The organism is Edaphosphingomonas haloaromaticamans (assembly GCF_001853345.1).
Lineage (GTDB): Bacteria > Pseudomonadota > Alphaproteobacteria > Sphingomonadales > Sphingomonadaceae > Sphingomonas_E > Sphingomonas_E fennica.
The window spans coordinates 61452-75525 of the sequence record NZ_MIPT01000002.1 but is presented as its reverse complement, the minus strand read 5'-3'; the positions used below and the strand labels follow the sequence as shown (position 1 = coordinate 75525).

At 62.4% G+C, this 14074-nt stretch carries 10 protein-coding genes and 1 pseudogene; 3 read left to right on the top strand and 8 right to left on the bottom strand.

Annotation, left to right across the window (positions count from 1 at the left end; genetic code table 11):
- Positions 1 to 116: 116 nt before the first annotated feature.
- The 3 genes and pseudogenes from BHE75_RS21710 to BHE75_RS23695 form a co-directional block, all read right to left on the bottom strand.
- The gene (locus BHE75_RS21710) at positions 117 to 3386 is read right to left on the bottom strand and encodes an error-prone DNA polymerase (RefSeq protein ID WP_066701113.1); all 3270 of its coding nucleotides are present in this window, start codon (positions 3384 to 3386) and stop codon (positions 117 to 119) included.
- Entirely contained in the window at positions 3383 to 4939 is a 1557-nt protein-coding gene (locus BHE75_RS21705) for a DUF6504 family protein (RefSeq protein ID WP_070936285.1), read from the bottom strand. Before BHE75_RS21705 ends, BHE75_RS21710 begins: the two co-directional genes overlap by 4 nt.
- Positions 4860 to 5492, bottom strand: a pseudogene (locus BHE75_RS23695) (ImuA family protein). Before BHE75_RS23695 ends, BHE75_RS21705 begins: the two are co-directional and overlap by 80 nt.
- Here BHE75_RS23695 and BHE75_RS25270 point away from each other — a divergent pair.
- Positions 5445 to 5573: a hypothetical protein gene (locus tag BHE75_RS25270; RefSeq protein ID WP_283214641.1), complete on the top strand. Its 129-nt coding sequence runs from the start codon at positions 5445 to 5447 to the stop codon at positions 5571 to 5573. The pseudogene BHE75_RS23695 and the gene BHE75_RS25270 sit on opposite strands and share 48 nt — an antisense overlap.
- Positions 5574 to 5756: 183 nt before the next feature.
- Positions 5757 to 6290 (top strand): hypothetical protein, encoded by a 534-nt coding sequence (locus BHE75_RS21695; protein WP_066701116.1) that lies wholly within the window; start codon positions 5757 to 5759, stop codon positions 6288 to 6290.
- On the opposite strand, the gene BHE75_RS21690 is transcribed toward BHE75_RS21695, so the two are convergent.
- Positions 6276 to 6494 (bottom strand): hypothetical protein, encoded by a 219-nt coding sequence (locus BHE75_RS21690; RefSeq protein WP_066701117.1) that lies wholly within the window; start codon positions 6492 to 6494, stop codon positions 6276 to 6278. The genes BHE75_RS21695 and BHE75_RS21690 overlap by 15 nt on opposite strands.
- Before the next feature lie 171 nt (positions 6495 to 6665).
- On the opposite strand from BHE75_RS21690, the gene BHE75_RS21685 reads away from it, so the two are divergent.
- On the top strand, positions 6666 to 6869 hold the full coding sequence (locus tag BHE75_RS21685; RefSeq protein WP_070936279.1) for a hypothetical protein: 204 nt from the start codon (positions 6666 to 6668) through the stop codon (positions 6867 to 6869).
- 8 nt (positions 6870 to 6877) lie between these two features.
- On the opposite strand, the gene BHE75_RS21680 is transcribed toward BHE75_RS21685, so the two are convergent.
- The 4 genes from BHE75_RS21680 to BHE75_RS21665 all read right to left on the bottom strand — a co-directional run bounded on the left by BHE75_RS21680 (position 6878) and on the right by BHE75_RS21665 (position 14068).
- Positions 6878 to 9691, bottom strand: coding sequence for a conjugal transfer protein TraG N-terminal domain-containing protein (locus tag BHE75_RS21680; RefSeq protein WP_066701127.1), 2814 nt, complete (start codon positions 9689 to 9691; stop codon positions 6878 to 6880).
- An 18-nt stretch (positions 9692 to 9709) separates the two neighbouring features.
- Positions 9710 to 11164: a conjugal transfer protein TraH gene (locus tag BHE75_RS21675; RefSeq protein WP_066701128.1), complete on the bottom strand. Its 1455-nt coding sequence runs from the start codon at positions 11162 to 11164 to the stop codon at positions 9710 to 9712.
- Positions 11164 to 11991, bottom strand: a complete 828-nt coding sequence (locus tag BHE75_RS21670; RefSeq protein WP_083216030.1) for a conjugal transfer protein TraF — start codon at positions 11989 to 11991, stop codon at positions 11164 to 11166. The genes BHE75_RS21675 and BHE75_RS21670 overlap by 1 nt, the downstream gene beginning before the upstream one ends.
- Positions 11992 to 12274: 283 nt before the next feature.
- A complete protein-coding gene (locus tag BHE75_RS21665; protein ID WP_070936368.1) occupies positions 12275 to 14068 on the bottom strand; it encodes a conjugal transfer protein TraN in 1794 nt (597 codons plus the stop codon).
- Between the last annotated feature and the right edge of the window lie 6 nt (positions 14069 to 14074).

The following is a 14074-nucleotide window of genomic DNA, read 5'->3' as shown; positions in this document are numbered from 1 at the left end:
TGATGTCTCTCGCCCGAATACCTATGCACCGACCGGCTAGTCTAATGACAAGCTCCCACTGCGCCGAACTTCTCTCGTTTTCCCCCGGAGCTGCGAGCCGGCGAGTTTGGACAGGATCAGCGGAAATCACGCGAACGGACCCTTATGCCGGGATCAGGCGGTGGCGTCAGCGATCTGCGATCCCACGATACCAGATCACGGGGATCGCACCGCAGCGGATGTTTGGCCACGTCAGCGCGACTAACCCGGTAGATATCGGCGACATCCGTGCGTGTGCCAACGCTGGCAAGGAGCGGCGACAAATCATCGAGCCGCTGGGCGACCACATGGATAACCTCGCCCTCGCGCTGCACCTGGCCTCGCACGCCCATCATCGACGCACCCAGGACGGCGCGCCGATGCTTCTCGAACACGTTGGTCCATACCACCAGGTTGGCGACGTTCGTTTCGTCCTCCAGCGTGATGAACATGACGCCCTTGGCGGAGCCCGGCTTCTGTCTGACCAGCACGATCCCCGCGAGATTGATCCAGCGGCCGTCTTTCATGGACTGCAGCTCATCGCAGGTGATCATCTTGCGATTGCGCAATTCGTCGCGCAGGAACGCCAGCGGATGAGCCCGCAGCGACAGGCCAGAGGCCCGATAATCCTCGACCACTTCCGCGCCGGCGCCCATAGGCGCAAGGATGACCGTCGGCTCGATCGCTTCCTGGCGTAGCTTGCCTTCACGTTCGTCCGCCGCAGCGAACAAGGGCAATGCTGCATTGCCGAGCCCCTTAACGCTCCACAGTCCCTCACGCCGATTGTTCCCCAATGAGCCGAACCCATCGGCTTCGCCGATCCGATCCAGAGCGCCGCGCCCCACGCCGGCACGCCGCTGGATTTCCTCGACGCTCTCATAGTGTTGATCGGCGCGCGCCGTGACGATCGCCGCGGCATCGCGGTTGGCGAGCTCATTCACCATGCGAAGGCCCAGCCGAACGGCGAGATAGCGGCCGCCCGTTGGCTCAAGGGTGCAATCCCAGCGGCTGTGATTGACGTCGATCGGGCGGATCTCGACGCCATGCTGACGCGCGTCGCGGACGATTTGGGCCGGGGCATAAAAGCCCATGGGCTGGGCATTTAGCAGCGCGGCGCAAAACACATCTGGATGATGGCATTTCACCCAACTGCTGGCGTAGGCGATCAGCGCAAAGCTCGCGGCGTGGCTTTCCGGGAAACCATAGGAGCCGAAGCCCTCGATCTGTTTGAAGGTGCGCTCCGCGAATTCCTGATCGTATCCGCGCGCGACCATGCCATCGATCAGCTTGTCCCGAAAATGTGAGACGCCGCCTGTCAGCTTGAACGTCGCCATCGCGCGCCGAAGCAGATCCGCTTCGCTCGGTGTGAAGCCAGCGCATTCGATGGCCACGCGCATCGCCTGCTCCTGAAACAGCGGCACCCCCAAGGTCTTCTCGAGCACGCGCCGCAGTTCCTCGGTCGGATAGGTGACGGCCTCCTCGCCGTTGCGCCGGCGACGATAAGGGTGGACCATATCGCCCTGGATCGGCCCGGGGCGCACGATCGCCACCTGAATGACCAGATCATAGAAGGTGCGCGGCGCCATCAACGGAATGGACGCCATCTGTGCGCGGCTCTCGATCTGGAAGACACCCAAGGTATCGGCCTTGCGGATCATCGCGTAGGTCGCCGGATCCTCGGCGGGGATGGTCGCGAGATCGAGCTTCAGGCCCTTGTCATTCTCCATGAACTCGAACGCCCGCCGCATGCACGACAACATGCCCAGCGCCAGGACATCGACCTTCATGAAGCCCAGGAGATCGATATCGTCTTTGTCCCATTCGATCACCTGTCGATCTTCCATCGCAGCCGGCTCGATGGGCACCAGTTCGTCAAGCCGATCGCGCGTCAGCACGAATCCGCCAGGATGCTGCGACAAATGGCGCGGCGTATTGATGAGCTGACGGGCCAATTCCAGGGTCAGCACCAGGCGCCGGTCGGCGAGGTCCAGATTGAGCTCTTCCGCGTGTTTTTCCTCGACGCCATCCTGGCTCCATCCCCAGACGGACCCGGCCAGACCCGCCGTCATGTCCTCGCTCAGGCCGAGCGCCTTGCCGACTTCGCGGACCGCGCCCCGCGCGCGATAGCGGGTCACGACGGCCGTCAGCGCCGAGTGCGTCCGCCCATAAGTCTCATAAATCCACTGGATCACTTCCTCCCGGCGCTCATGCTCGAAATCGACGTCGATATCGGGCGGCTCGCGCCGCTCGGCCGACACGAAACGCTCGAACAGCAATTCCGAGCGCACCGGATCGATCGAGGTGATGCCCAGCACGTAGCAAACGGCACTGTTCGCGGCCGACCCACGTCCCTGGCAGATAATCTCGCGCCGCCGCGCTTCGGTCACGATGGAATGGACGGTCAGGAAATAGGGCGCATACTCAAGGTCCGCGATGAGCTTCAGTTCGTGCACCAGTTGCGAGCGCACCTTGTCATCGACCCCCTCGGGATAGCGGTCGGGGGCTTTCTCCCAGGTCAGCCGCTCCAGCTCCTCCTGCGGCGTCCGGCCGGGCACATTGATCTCATCCGGATATTGGTAACGGAGCTCCTCAAGGCTGAAACTGCACCGCGCTGCGATCTCGAGCGTGCGAGAGACGGGCGACGCATCCTTGAGATAGCGACGGAACAGCCGCTCCATTTCCTGGCCGGTCTTGAGATGCCGATCGGCGAACCGCTCGCGCCGAGCGCCCAATTCGTCGATCGTGCATTTCTCCCGGATGCAAGTGACAACATCCTGCAGCATGTGGCGCTCCGCCGCGTGGTAGAGCACGTCATTGGTCGCGACCGTAGGAACGCGAGCCGCAGCCGCCAGGTTCGCGAGATCACGCAGCCGGATCGCATCTTTCGGTCGCCGCCGGATCGTCAGAGCCAGATAGGCACGGTCGGCGAAAATCCGTTTCGTCCGCGCAAGGGCGGCCTCGGTGCCGACGTCTGCCCGGTCAGGACTCAGGATCGCGATGAGCCCGTCATTCCATTGTTCGACATCCGACCAGTCGAGATGACAGGCTCCCTTGCCGCCGCGTTCTTTGCCGATGCTGAGCAGTCGGCACATTCGGCCATAGGCTGCGCGATCCGTCGGATAGAGCAGTAGCGCCGTGCCGTCGCTCAGATCGATCCTGCATCCGATGATGGCACGAACGCCGGTGGTCCGTTCGGCATCCCAGGCCCGGACGATGCCGGCGACCGATCCTCGATCAACGACGCCGAGAGCAGGCAATCCGAGCAATGCGGCCGCGGCGAACAGCTCCTCGGGGGATGATGCGCCCCTCAGGAAGCTGAAGTGCGTCGTAACCTGCAGCTCGACATAGTTGGCGTCGACCTCGCTCATGCGAACGCACCGTGGATGAACCAGCGCATGGTGCCCGTAGCCGGATTTACGCCGTCACCGAGCCGGAACAGCCAGTACCGACCGCCTGTCTCGGTCTCGACCTGATAATAATCCCGGACGATCAGCGCCTTGTCGGCCTCATTGCCGCTCTCGCGCCACCATTCGCCGTGCAAGCGTTCCGGACCATCGCCTCGGGTCACCCGATAGCGCTTTCGACGCCACACGAAGAGGCGAGGGGCATCGTCTGGCAGCAGGGCGACCACGTCGATTGGCTCGGGTCGATCCAACATGCGGGCGGGGCGAGGGAGGTCATCGTCCCACTGGGCGCCGCTATCTTTCGCAAGGGCGGGCATCGTGGTGATCGAGCGCTCAGGCATACTGCTCGCGTGCGGTGCCGCCCGATGCAGGCTCCGTGGACCAAAACGGTTGGCGAGCGCATCGACCAGAGAGGCGAGGTTCGGCCCGCGTCGCGGGCTTTCCAACCCTTCATCCTGTTGGGCCGCGAGCGCGTCAGCCAGCGGCGTCACGAGGGTCATTGCCTCAATGCCAAGCCCTGGCTCGACCGTCTCGATCTTAGCGCACAGCAATTTCGCGAGATGGCCTGCGTCGCGGGATGCGGTTGCGGTCCCGATGCGGATCGCCTGATTGTGGCCGTCCACACGGTGGAAATAGCAATCCAATCGGCGAGCACCCTTGCCGATACAGGTGAGCTGCCCCACCACATCGGCAACGAGATCGCCGATCACCTGGGCGAAGGCTTCAGATGTCGCGATCGGCTCCATGAAACCTCGACGGGCCCGCGGCAGATGTTCAGGGTAGATCGGCTCGATCGGCTCGGGCACGAAGCCGAGCGCCTGATCCAGCCGCCGATGCAATTCGCGGCCGAACCGTTTGGCGAGAGGGCCGCGCGGCGCACCGATGAGCTGTTCGATCCGCTCAAATCCGAGCTTGCGCAAACCTTCGACCTCGCGTCCTGGCAATCGCAACGCCGATATCGGCAGGATGGAAATGGCAGTGCGGTGTCCGCCCGGCTCGATCGTGACCGGCCGGCCGGCGGGTACATGCCGCGCAACGGCATGGGCGCAGCCTGCAGTGTCGGCCACAGCGATCTGCAGAGCCAGCCCCGACGCGGCAACACGGCGATGGAGATCCTTGAGCAGCGCCTTCTCGGTGCCAAAGAGACCCGCGCAGCCGGTGATGTCGAGCCAGATTCCGTCGGGCGCATCCGGTGATACGAAGGGTGAGTATCGGCGGCCCGCCCATAGCGCGAGATCGCGAAGTCCCTGCAGGTCGCCCTCCGGGTCGGCATCGACGACCTGCAATTCAGGGGCAAACGCTCGGGCCTTCGTCACGGTCATGCCGACGCGGACACCGAGCGCCTTAGCCTCGGCATCGACGGCAGCAATGACTTTCCTGCCGTGATCGGGCACCGCGGTCACCAGCGGAAGATCAAGGACCAGGCCGTCACGGCACTCAGGCGACAATTTTGCGATCTTCCGCCGCAGCCGGTCGGTCGACCAGTGCGGCAGGAAGAGCGATACGACCCGTCGCATCGCACGCCTCCACGATCCAGGCGTGCGGATTACCACCGCGCACACGTTCCAAATCCACATGCCAGCGAGGGCGACCCAGGCTCGGCAGACCGAGATCTTCGCTTGGTGAAGCGGTGATCCGCCAGCGTGTCATCGCTGCCGTCCCTTCGGCGACCTGTTCGGCCTTCGCCGCGCGACGAAACACGAAGGCCGCTACACCCGAGCTTTCCGCCGCCAATTGCAGGCGCTTCGATGCAGTAGTCGAATATTTCCCGACTTCGCCAACCACACCGGCGATGCCAGGGTGATGCAGGCACTCCTCCATCGCGAGCAGGACATTGGTGTCGCTGCCGGCCTCGACATAGATGACCCGATCTGGATGAAGACCGGCGAGATGAAGGGCAGGGGCAAACAGGTCGCGCCAGCGCAGGCACCAGAAGACGGGACCTTCCATTCGCGCCAGGATTCCCGCCAGAAAGACCGTCGCACTCGCCTAGTCCGCGAGATCGGGACTGCCCATCATTTCATGGAGAGCACCTGCAGCAATGCCTCCGCCCGGCAATCGCTGATCCAGTTCGTCGATGCCGAACGGGATCGCTTCGCGCTGAACGCCTACGCCCTCGATACGCGCTCGCAAATCTTCAAGGACGGTTGATTGACGCATGGCATTCAGGAGACTCGGGACTCGTTGATTCGTTCCTTATTTGTTCCTGTTCCCGGCGATGAGTCAAGCAGCTCAAATGCACCGCTTCCGAAGCCTGTGGAATCCGCCAGAAAAAAAGCGCCTTCGGTCCTTTGTGGGATTCACATCCACCAAAGTGCATAGTAGATTCATGCTATGTTCCATCAGGCAGACCTATTCGAAGCATCCGTCGAACCCGCGCGAGGGATGGACACGCCGGGGCTTTTGGCGGCGATCGCCGCAGCTTCGCCGCGGCCAAAATTCTCCTACATGCTCCTCCAGCTCCTGGAGGAAGTCGCTGACGAAAAGGGCAGGGCTGGACCGAGCGTGATGGTGAACGGCGACGCCGTGCCTGTCCGCGACTGGTTGTGCGATGCGCTGGCTCCGATCGCGCAGCGTACACCCTGGCGCCGTTCGACGATCGAAACCGTGCGGTCGGCACTTGAGCAGGCTGACGAACTACCGGCCGATCCGACACAGGCTGACCGTGTCATTGAAGAAAGGGTCCGTGAGCGGGTTCGCCAATCGGGCCGCTGCAATGTCAGCCGCGCAGTGTCGGATCTATGTCGGGGCGGCCTCCTGCGACGCCACTATCAGGGCTATCGGGTGGATCATCAAAATCGCGGCGCCCAGCGCGAGGCAGTCTACACGATCATGCCGGACACCTTGGCGGCGCTACGCCGGCGATGAGCTGCCGCTGATCGCAAGATCGGCTTCTACTGCGGTCGCGCGCATCAGGCGATCGGGCATCTCCAACAACTTCACGGCCGCCGCGGTGATCGCTTCGGCTTCGGTGGGATAGGATTCGGCCGAGCTGATCGATACCCCATCGGGCAATGCGACCGTTGCCTGAAATCCGTTGCCTTTAGGTGTCGCGCTCAATCGGACTTCCATGAAAGGTCTCCGCGTTGTATCGGGACTGATATTCTTATAAGATATTGATATTTAACATAATATATATTATCGCTCTAAGAATTTGCGATTGTGGCACGTGTCCGCATCGGCCTATTCCGGTTTGAATGCGAAGTTACTCAATGATATGATGTCGGCGGTAGAAAGTCGCCCATGTTTGATACGATCACATACGCATTCACCAAAGATCTACCCGGCGGCCCAATCTATAGGCCGGCCGATCCGATGCCGCATGAGATCAATTCCGACGAGAGCGATGACGATACTAACGAGCTTTCGCGTGGCCGCCTGATCGGTGGCGTGATTTCGCTTGTCCTGCTCGTGGCGACGGGTGCCTATCTTTACCTGACGCTCTGACCGGTCCTTTACTTCCGCAAGTTCGGATCGGTGAAGAAACCGCGATTGAGTTCGCGGCCGACCTCGGATTGTAGATCAACATTCGCGCCACCGCGATTGTTACGGGCGGCTTCCGCTGCCGCCCGATCACCGTCCAGCTTCGCCTGTCCATCAGCGATCATGCGGGCAGCGGCGCCAGGGTCGCCGCCTCCCCCACCGCTACCGATCCCGCTAACCCCGCGCGGATTATAGGAGCCGCGCACATCGCCGGCGTCGAGATCGATCCGCGACACGTCGACCAGCGACGGGTCCTTGATATCGCCGCTGATCTCGGACCAAAGCGCGTCTCGTTTTTCCTGTGCCCACTGTTGAATCAATTGGTCACGGACCGCGCGCTTCTGCGGCGTTAAGTCGGTCGCCCAAAGCTCGGGCGCATCAAGGTTGGGATGAAGGGCCTGTTGCAGCCTGTACCATTGCGCAAGATCCTGGCTCATATTCTCGCTGAGCTGCATCCCGTGCGATTCGGCGAAGCTCGCATCGCGCGCGAGGGATTGCGATAGCTCTTCCATACGCCGCGCGGCCTCGGAATAGGATCGTGCCCGCGAAAGGGCGTCCTCGGTGCTCACCGAGGACGATGACGTCACCGATGACCGGCTGAACGAGCCTGAACGAACATAAGTGCCGTCGGATGTGCTAGCTCCGCTGCCGTTGGAGTGCTCGTCGCGCACACCGCTTGAAGACGAGCTGGAGCTGTCGGAGGAACGCGTTTGATCCGTGCCATAGCGAAGATTGTCGACCTGTTGCCCGGTCTTGCTGACCCCAAGGGAACCGCCGACATTGGGAAGAAGTCCCCCGCCGCCTGCCCGCCCACCGCCACCCTTACGACCTCCGCCGCCGCCGATGCCGCCATTGATCCCGCCGGTCACCTGATCGAGCGTGCCGGCTGACCGATCACGGCCCATCGAGATCCGATCGGTCAACCCGGTCGAGGAGCGCTCCTCTAGGCCCTGCGAGCTCGACCCGGTAACACGATCGAACTTCTCGACATTTGTATTTGCGGTGGACCCGCTTCCAGATTCAAAGCCTCTGGATCGCTCGGACGAGACCCCAAACGCACTTCGGTTCGTGTGTGTGCTGGTCAGAATATCCTGCGCGGCATTCTCCCACGCTTGCGCTTGGCGATGCGCCGCGCTCGACATTTCCCGCCATTCCGCGACGGTGCCGCTGTTCATGGTTGGCGTGAACCCCAGCCGCGAGATCGCGCCCGACATGTCGATGACATCTTGTCCATTGCCGAAGCCCGACACCACGGCGCCGTTGTCCTGGCGCCAACCCACGCTGGTCGCACCGCCCGTGAAACTCGGCGCAATCGACCATTGGTCGCTCTGGCGCATGTTCGACGTCGCATTCGCCCAGCTCACATTGCCGTAAGAATAGTTTCCCGTGGTCTGTTCCAGCGCGGCAGCCTCGGCGGCGTTCTGTGCCGGCGCAAGCATCGAGGTCGCCTGGCCCGCGATCGACATCGCGCCCCGTGCAAGACCCGCGGCGAGAAATGGGATGCTCATCAGCATGAAGCCGGCGATCGTCGCAGTCTCTCCATTCACGGCGCCGATGCCGGCATAGGTGCCCAGCGTGACGCCGCCGGGCGCGACCCCCGCGGCGGCGGCCTCGGCTCTTGTCATGCAGATCATGTGCAGGATGACATAGAGAGGCCCCCAGGCTGCGAGATAGAAGAAGCCCATCGCATAGCCCTTCAGGGTCGCGAGACCCGTTTGCGGCATCAGGAACAATGGGAATATCACCGGGAACATCGCGAAGAAGACCACGGTCAGCACGATGTTGAGGATGGGCACCCAGGCCATCGCCTGCTGTGCGATCGAATTATAAGTGTTGCGTGCCTGAATGTCGGCGCGGGTCTGCGCGAAGGTGTCGATCGTCGCCGCGCCCGATCCGCCCGCCATGCTGTTGCGGGCTTGCATGAAGGCGTTGATCGCCGTGTTCTGCCGCATGGAATCGCTGTAGTTGCTGCCCGAGCCGGTGAACGCGGCATTGGCGATCGGCAGATCGTGCCTCAGCTTGTCGGCCGCCAGCGCGTTGCTCAGCTTCGGGTAAAGCTCCTTCCCCCAGAACGGCGTGTTCGCCTCGATCATCGGCGCCCACCGCGCATTTAGCATGTCGTAAGCCTGCCGGCAGGTGACGATCGCGCTGGTGACGGTCCCATCGCCCTGCCGTTCGAGCCATTCCTGCGATCGGGCTTCCGAGCCGGGACCGATTTCCGCCCAGAGATCCTTCGATTGCGCCAGGACGGTCAGCGACTTCCGGTAGAGCATCACGTCCCCGAAGACGCATTTCTTGAAATGCTCCTCAAGATTGGTCGAGAACTCGGCATCGCGGATCACGAAGTTGCGAGTGGCGTCGAACAGGCGCGCGCCATAGACCATGCCGTTGGTCGAATAGTTGAGCTCGCTCGGCATCACGAAAACGGTCTCGGCCGTCCGCGTCAGCCAGTCGCCAATCTGCGTGGTGAAACTTGCCAGAACACCAAGCCCGAGCGGCACGTTCGCGACCGTTGCCGGTGCCAGTGACGGATTGATCCGGTCGGTGACCTTCACGTCGATGGTCGGCACCATGAGGCAGAGATAGATCGCCGTCGATTGCAGAAACCAGTTCATCCACACGCGAAAGTTCATCGTGAAGGCGACGACGAGCAGAGAGTAGATGAGCCCCATCACCATCACGACGCGGAGGAGCGAGCGGTATCCACCTCCCCCGGACCAGGCAGCGACGGCATTGAAGGTGTTGACGAGATATTCCCCGCCCCCGACCGTAAAGACCTCGAGCATCGCGCCGGCTCCCCTGCCCTAATTCAGCCCTTGTGCGTTCAACCCGCGCGAGAAATTGAGCGCGGACGCCATGCCCGGCGTCATCGAATTCTGGAGCGTGGATTCGAGCATGATGCTGCGATCGATGATCTGCATCGTCACCTGCAGCTTGTTGGAGAGCTTCACGTCACGCTGCGCGAATTTCTGCCGCGTCGCAGCGATTTGCTGTTTCCACTGCGTCGCGGTGGCCTGGTCGAACGTCTGATAGTGAGTCTGCGCCTGCTCGACGCGATCGAGCATGTTATCGAGCATCGCGGCCAGCAGATCGACTGCGACGATCTCTGAGAGCGTTTCGATTTCGCCGTCGGTCAGCGCGTAATGCGCATAGGCCTGGACTGACAGGATCTTGTAGAGCGGTACGGTCGCGAGGTTGAGGAGCTGCTTCTCCGAACCGTCGAGCGCGGTGTCCGTCCTGATCTTGCTGCTCATCGAGCGGATCATCCCTGCGATCCGCGGCCGCAACGCCGACGAGGCCGGCACCGTCAGGGTCTGCTCACCGACATCGTAGCAATCCGTGTCGTTGCACTTGAGCATCTTCACCGCCGGTGCGTTCGCCGTGCCGTCGAGCAGCGCCGTAACCACCGCCTCCTCGGCGGGCCCGAACATGATGACCTTCCCGCCTACGCTCGGATCGGTTGATGGCGTGGTGATCACCGTGCCGACGAGCGTCATGATATATTCGGAGAATGACTGGTCGAACGCCCCGAATTTGGCGGACTTCTTCAGCGCCTCCCAAGTGTAGTTGTGTGGCTCGCCGACGAGCTGGTCCTTCATGCTCGCATCGGTATTGCCAGCGATTGTGCTGTCCCGGCGGTTGCCGTTGTTGCAGCCTTGCCGTGAAGCGGCCCAATCGGAGAATATGCCCTGGCTGTTGCCGACCGCCTCGCAGATCGTCGAGCGGGTGGTTTCCATCTGCGGCCAGATTCCACCGACCAGCGCCTGCGCCGTCTCGCAGCTCGATATATTCATCTGGTTGAGAAGCTGCGCCTTCTGGCTGAACTCATCCATTACCTTCCCGATCTCTGGCGAAACGGAATCGATCGCGAGCTTGAAGGCGAAACCAAGGGCATTGTTGGCGGTCGCCTTCAACATCGCCACGATTTCCGAGGCGTTGATGAAGGAGAAGCTGCCTGCGAACAGGTCGATGCCGCCGCAGCCCGCCCGCGCGCTCGGAAGCTGCAGATTGAACGGCGAGACGCTCTTCTGCGGAAAGCGGGTCCACACGTTGCCAAGCGAGTAATAGCCCGCGGACTGACCCTGGAATGCCGTCGGCCCGGTGACATTTGCGGCGCCACCGGCATCGTTGAAGAAGCCGTTCATCTCAGACGCGACATCAGCGTGCGCGACGCCGACGATCGCGAAATGGGAAGCTGCGATTAACGCCAGACCAGAGCCGAACTTCCGGCGCAGGACGCCCTTTTTTGCCTGTGTCATCAATAGTCGCTCCCGACCTTGGTGTTGGTCAGCATGAAGATGCGGTCCATGATTTCGTCGGCGCTGAGCACGCCGTAGCCGACCGGAATCGTCCGCTTGGTCTGGGTATCGAACAGGACCAGCGCAGGCGTTTCATTGCCCGGCACACCCATTCGTGCCCGCTGCCCGGAATCGACGACGTAATTCGGAAAATCCCTGCTCGGCCCGCCGTCCATGGATACGGCCATCACCGTCATCCGATGACTATCGGTGACCGATCGCAGGATCGGCGCGAACACCTCGCACGCGCCGCAACTTTGGGCATAGAAATAGAACAGCCCGTAGCGCTGGCCGAGGCTGGTGAGGACAGCATCGCGGTCGGCCTTCCGATTATCGAGCCACAGACGCTTGCCGACCGTCGAAACCGGGCGTTGCAGCGTATAGTCGAGGTCCGGGTTCTGCCAGAGCGCGCGTTGCCAGGTGTCCGAGAATGTCGACGCGCGATCGAGCTGTTCGCGCTGGAAGCGGATATAGTTGATGACGTTCGCTTCCGTCGGCTCGAGGATGGCCTTGGCCTTCAGCTCGTCGAGTTGCTTGGCGATCGCGGCGATCCGATCCGTGGCGCGATCCGCTTCGACAGGCGTCGCCGGCTTGGCGTTGTCCATCGGCTTTGGCTTCGCGCAATAGAACCACTGCCCCAGCCTGCGCTCGCCGCAGTAGAATTCGTCCGGCCGATCCTGCTCGATGGTATCATTTCGGGCCGCGGGCGCGTCCTGGGCAAGCGCGGGCGCCCAAATCGCCGCCGAGAGAGCTGCCGCAAGGATCACCGTCCGGTCAAGAATTGCCATGTTCCGTCCCTCCCTCGGCCTTACCGGGCGACTGTGCAGGGCGTTCGCGGGGCGGGCTTTCTTTGCGCGCTTCCCAATCCGGTAAATGAACACAGCAATCGGCCACCGTTGCGGCGTGCCGGGAGGCGCACGGCGGGCGCGGCGACGGGCTCTCGTGCGCTGGCTGAAGCAGCAGCGCTGCCGCGATGACGGGCAGCTCAAGAAGCGGCATCGACATGATCATTCTCCCTGACTTTCTGGCTTCGGACGGCCTCCCCCCGGCGTGGTGCACATCTGACCCGCCTCATTTTCCGTGGAGGTCGTAGTAGGACTGAATTTTCGCCTGGATGTCCGTCATCGTCTGGACTTCGTCAGGCAGCTTCGCCGCATCCATGAAGTCCGCATACACCTCGGTGAAATTCATGACGGAGAGGTCGAGGCGGGCAAATTCGTCGACGGTGAAGCCCTGACACGTTTCCTTTTTGGCGCTCCCCCAAGGCTTGCCGAGCTGTGGCCGGCCCTGTTCCTGAAGCACGCGGCTGAGCTTGCTTTCAAAGCAGCAATAGGCGGTCCGCTTCGTTGTGCAGATGCCGAGGATCTTCGATGAGCAATAGGTTCCGAGATTGTGGCACAGACCCATCCGATCCTTGATGTCGAGCTTCATCTCGTCCTGCGAACAAGCGAACAGGGTCAGGAAGGGCGTCGCCAACGCGGCGATCGCCGCAGGCCCGCCGGCCAGTGCGGCTGCGCCTGCACCGACCGTCAGCAGGCCTGACGTTTTGCCGGCGCAGCAGTTGATGAGCCCGAACACCGGCTTGTGACAGGTCTCGCGATTGCCCTTGAAGACCGTGAAATTGGTCTCGTCGAACTCCTCACCGGCCTGGTCGATCGAATGCAAGGCGACGAGCGCATCCTTGAATTCGGTCGACGCCTCGCGAACGATCGGCTCGCAATCACCGTTGATGCAGTAGACATCGTCGCCGCAAATATATTGCGGTGCGTCGCTGGTCCCACTCAAGGGCGTCGGGCATTTATAAACCCGGTTTTCGACCTGACATGCGCCGCCGTTCGGTTCGTCATCAAGGCATTCGGTCCGCAAATAGGTGCAGGCCCGATTGCTCTCGAGGTCGCCGCAGTCGCTGGCGGGAGTCAGCGTGTGGCAGGTGAAGTCTCTTTTCCACGCCCAGCATGCCTGGGTTATCGGCACCCCATTGATGACGCGGGTCTCCGGGCCCTCGGTGCAAATCTCCCCCGCAGGATCGGCCGTGCACATGGCATCCGCTGTAAGATGTCCACAGCCGTCGGCCCTCTTGACGGTGACCTGCGTGTCGGTCGTTTTGGCATGCCAATCCCGTCCGGTAATCGGGCTAGGGAGGAAGGCAATTCCCGTCAGGTCCTGGGAGCAAACATATTCGGTGGCGTTGTAATCGTCGCAAAATTTGTTCGTCGAAACGCCGTAGATGCGATGGGCGGCGCACGCCTGCATCACCACGCCAGTCGGACGGCATGTCCCGGCCGTTATATGCGGCGCCATCGAATCGTACCGTGCGAACGGGGTGCCGTAGGCGCTGTTGGGAACCACAAAGAATTTGAAGGCGTCGACCGTCGTCGTCTCCGGCACCATCGTGATCGAGCAGGAGCGCGGCTGGTCCTCGATCTTCGTGCCCTGATTGCAGGTCGCTTCGTAGTAGCCTGCGTTCCCAACCGCCGGTGGCAACGGCACACAAGACCCGCCACCGCCGCTATAATCTTCACCGGCCAGATAGGTGGATGGATCGTTCTCAACCGACGTCGCCCTCTGCGTGGCCGCCAAGATCTCCGAATTGCTGAACGTCGCGCGCGTCCGATCGGCGTCCGTCGTGATGCGATATTGCTCGTTCGAGGACTTCGCCGATTGACCGGCCGCCTCAAGTCGCTCGGGATCGTCGAAATAGGAACCTTCGGGCAGGCTCGGGCCGGAATAGCCGGGGACCGCTGCCGCCTGGGCGTCACTCGACGGTACGAGCGTCGGATCGTTGCGCTTCTGGGTGCCGAGCTCCTTGCCCTGCTCCCGCGCCTCCTCGACGGTCGTTTGCGCCAGCGCCGGCGTTACGACCATCAGCGC

Excerpts from the sequence above, each read along its gene's own strand:
- BHE75_RS21665 (WP_070936368.1), bottom strand. The coding sequence starts at position 14,068 with ATGGTCGTAACGCCGGCGCTGGCGCAAACGACCGTCGAGGAGGCGCGG.
- BHE75_RS21675 (WP_066701128.1), bottom strand. The coding sequence starts at position 11,164 with ATGACACAGGCAAAAAAGGGCGTCCTGCGCCGGAAGTTCGGCTCTGGT.
- BHE75_RS21685 (WP_070936279.1), top strand. The coding sequence starts at position 6,666 with ATGTTTGATACGATCACATACGCATTCACCAAAGATCTACCCGGCGGC.
- BHE75_RS21680 (WP_066701127.1), bottom strand. The coding sequence starts at position 9,691 with ATGCTCGAGGTCTTTACGGTCGGGGGCGGGGAATATCTCGTCAACACC.
- BHE75_RS25270 (WP_283214641.1), top strand. The coding sequence starts at position 5,445 with ATGGAGAGCACCTGCAGCAATGCCTCCGCCCGGCAATCGCTGATCCAG.
- BHE75_RS21690 (WP_066701117.1), bottom strand. The coding sequence starts at position 6,494 with ATGGAAGTCCGATTGAGCGCGACACCTAAAGGCAACGGATTTCAGGCA.
- BHE75_RS21705 (WP_070936285.1), bottom strand. The coding sequence starts at position 4,939 with ATGCGACGGGTCGTATCGCTCTTCCTGCCGCACTGGTCGACCGACCGG.
- BHE75_RS21710 (WP_066701113.1), bottom strand. The coding sequence starts at position 3,386 with ATGAGCGAGGTCGACGCCAACTATGTCGAGCTGCAGGTTACGACGCAC.
- BHE75_RS21695 (WP_066701116.1), top strand. The coding sequence starts at position 5,757 with ATGTTCCATCAGGCAGACCTATTCGAAGCATCCGTCGAACCCGCGCGA.
- BHE75_RS21670 (WP_083216030.1), bottom strand. The coding sequence starts at position 11,991 with ATGGCAATTCTTGACCGGACGGTGATCCTTGCGGCAGCTCTCTCGGCG.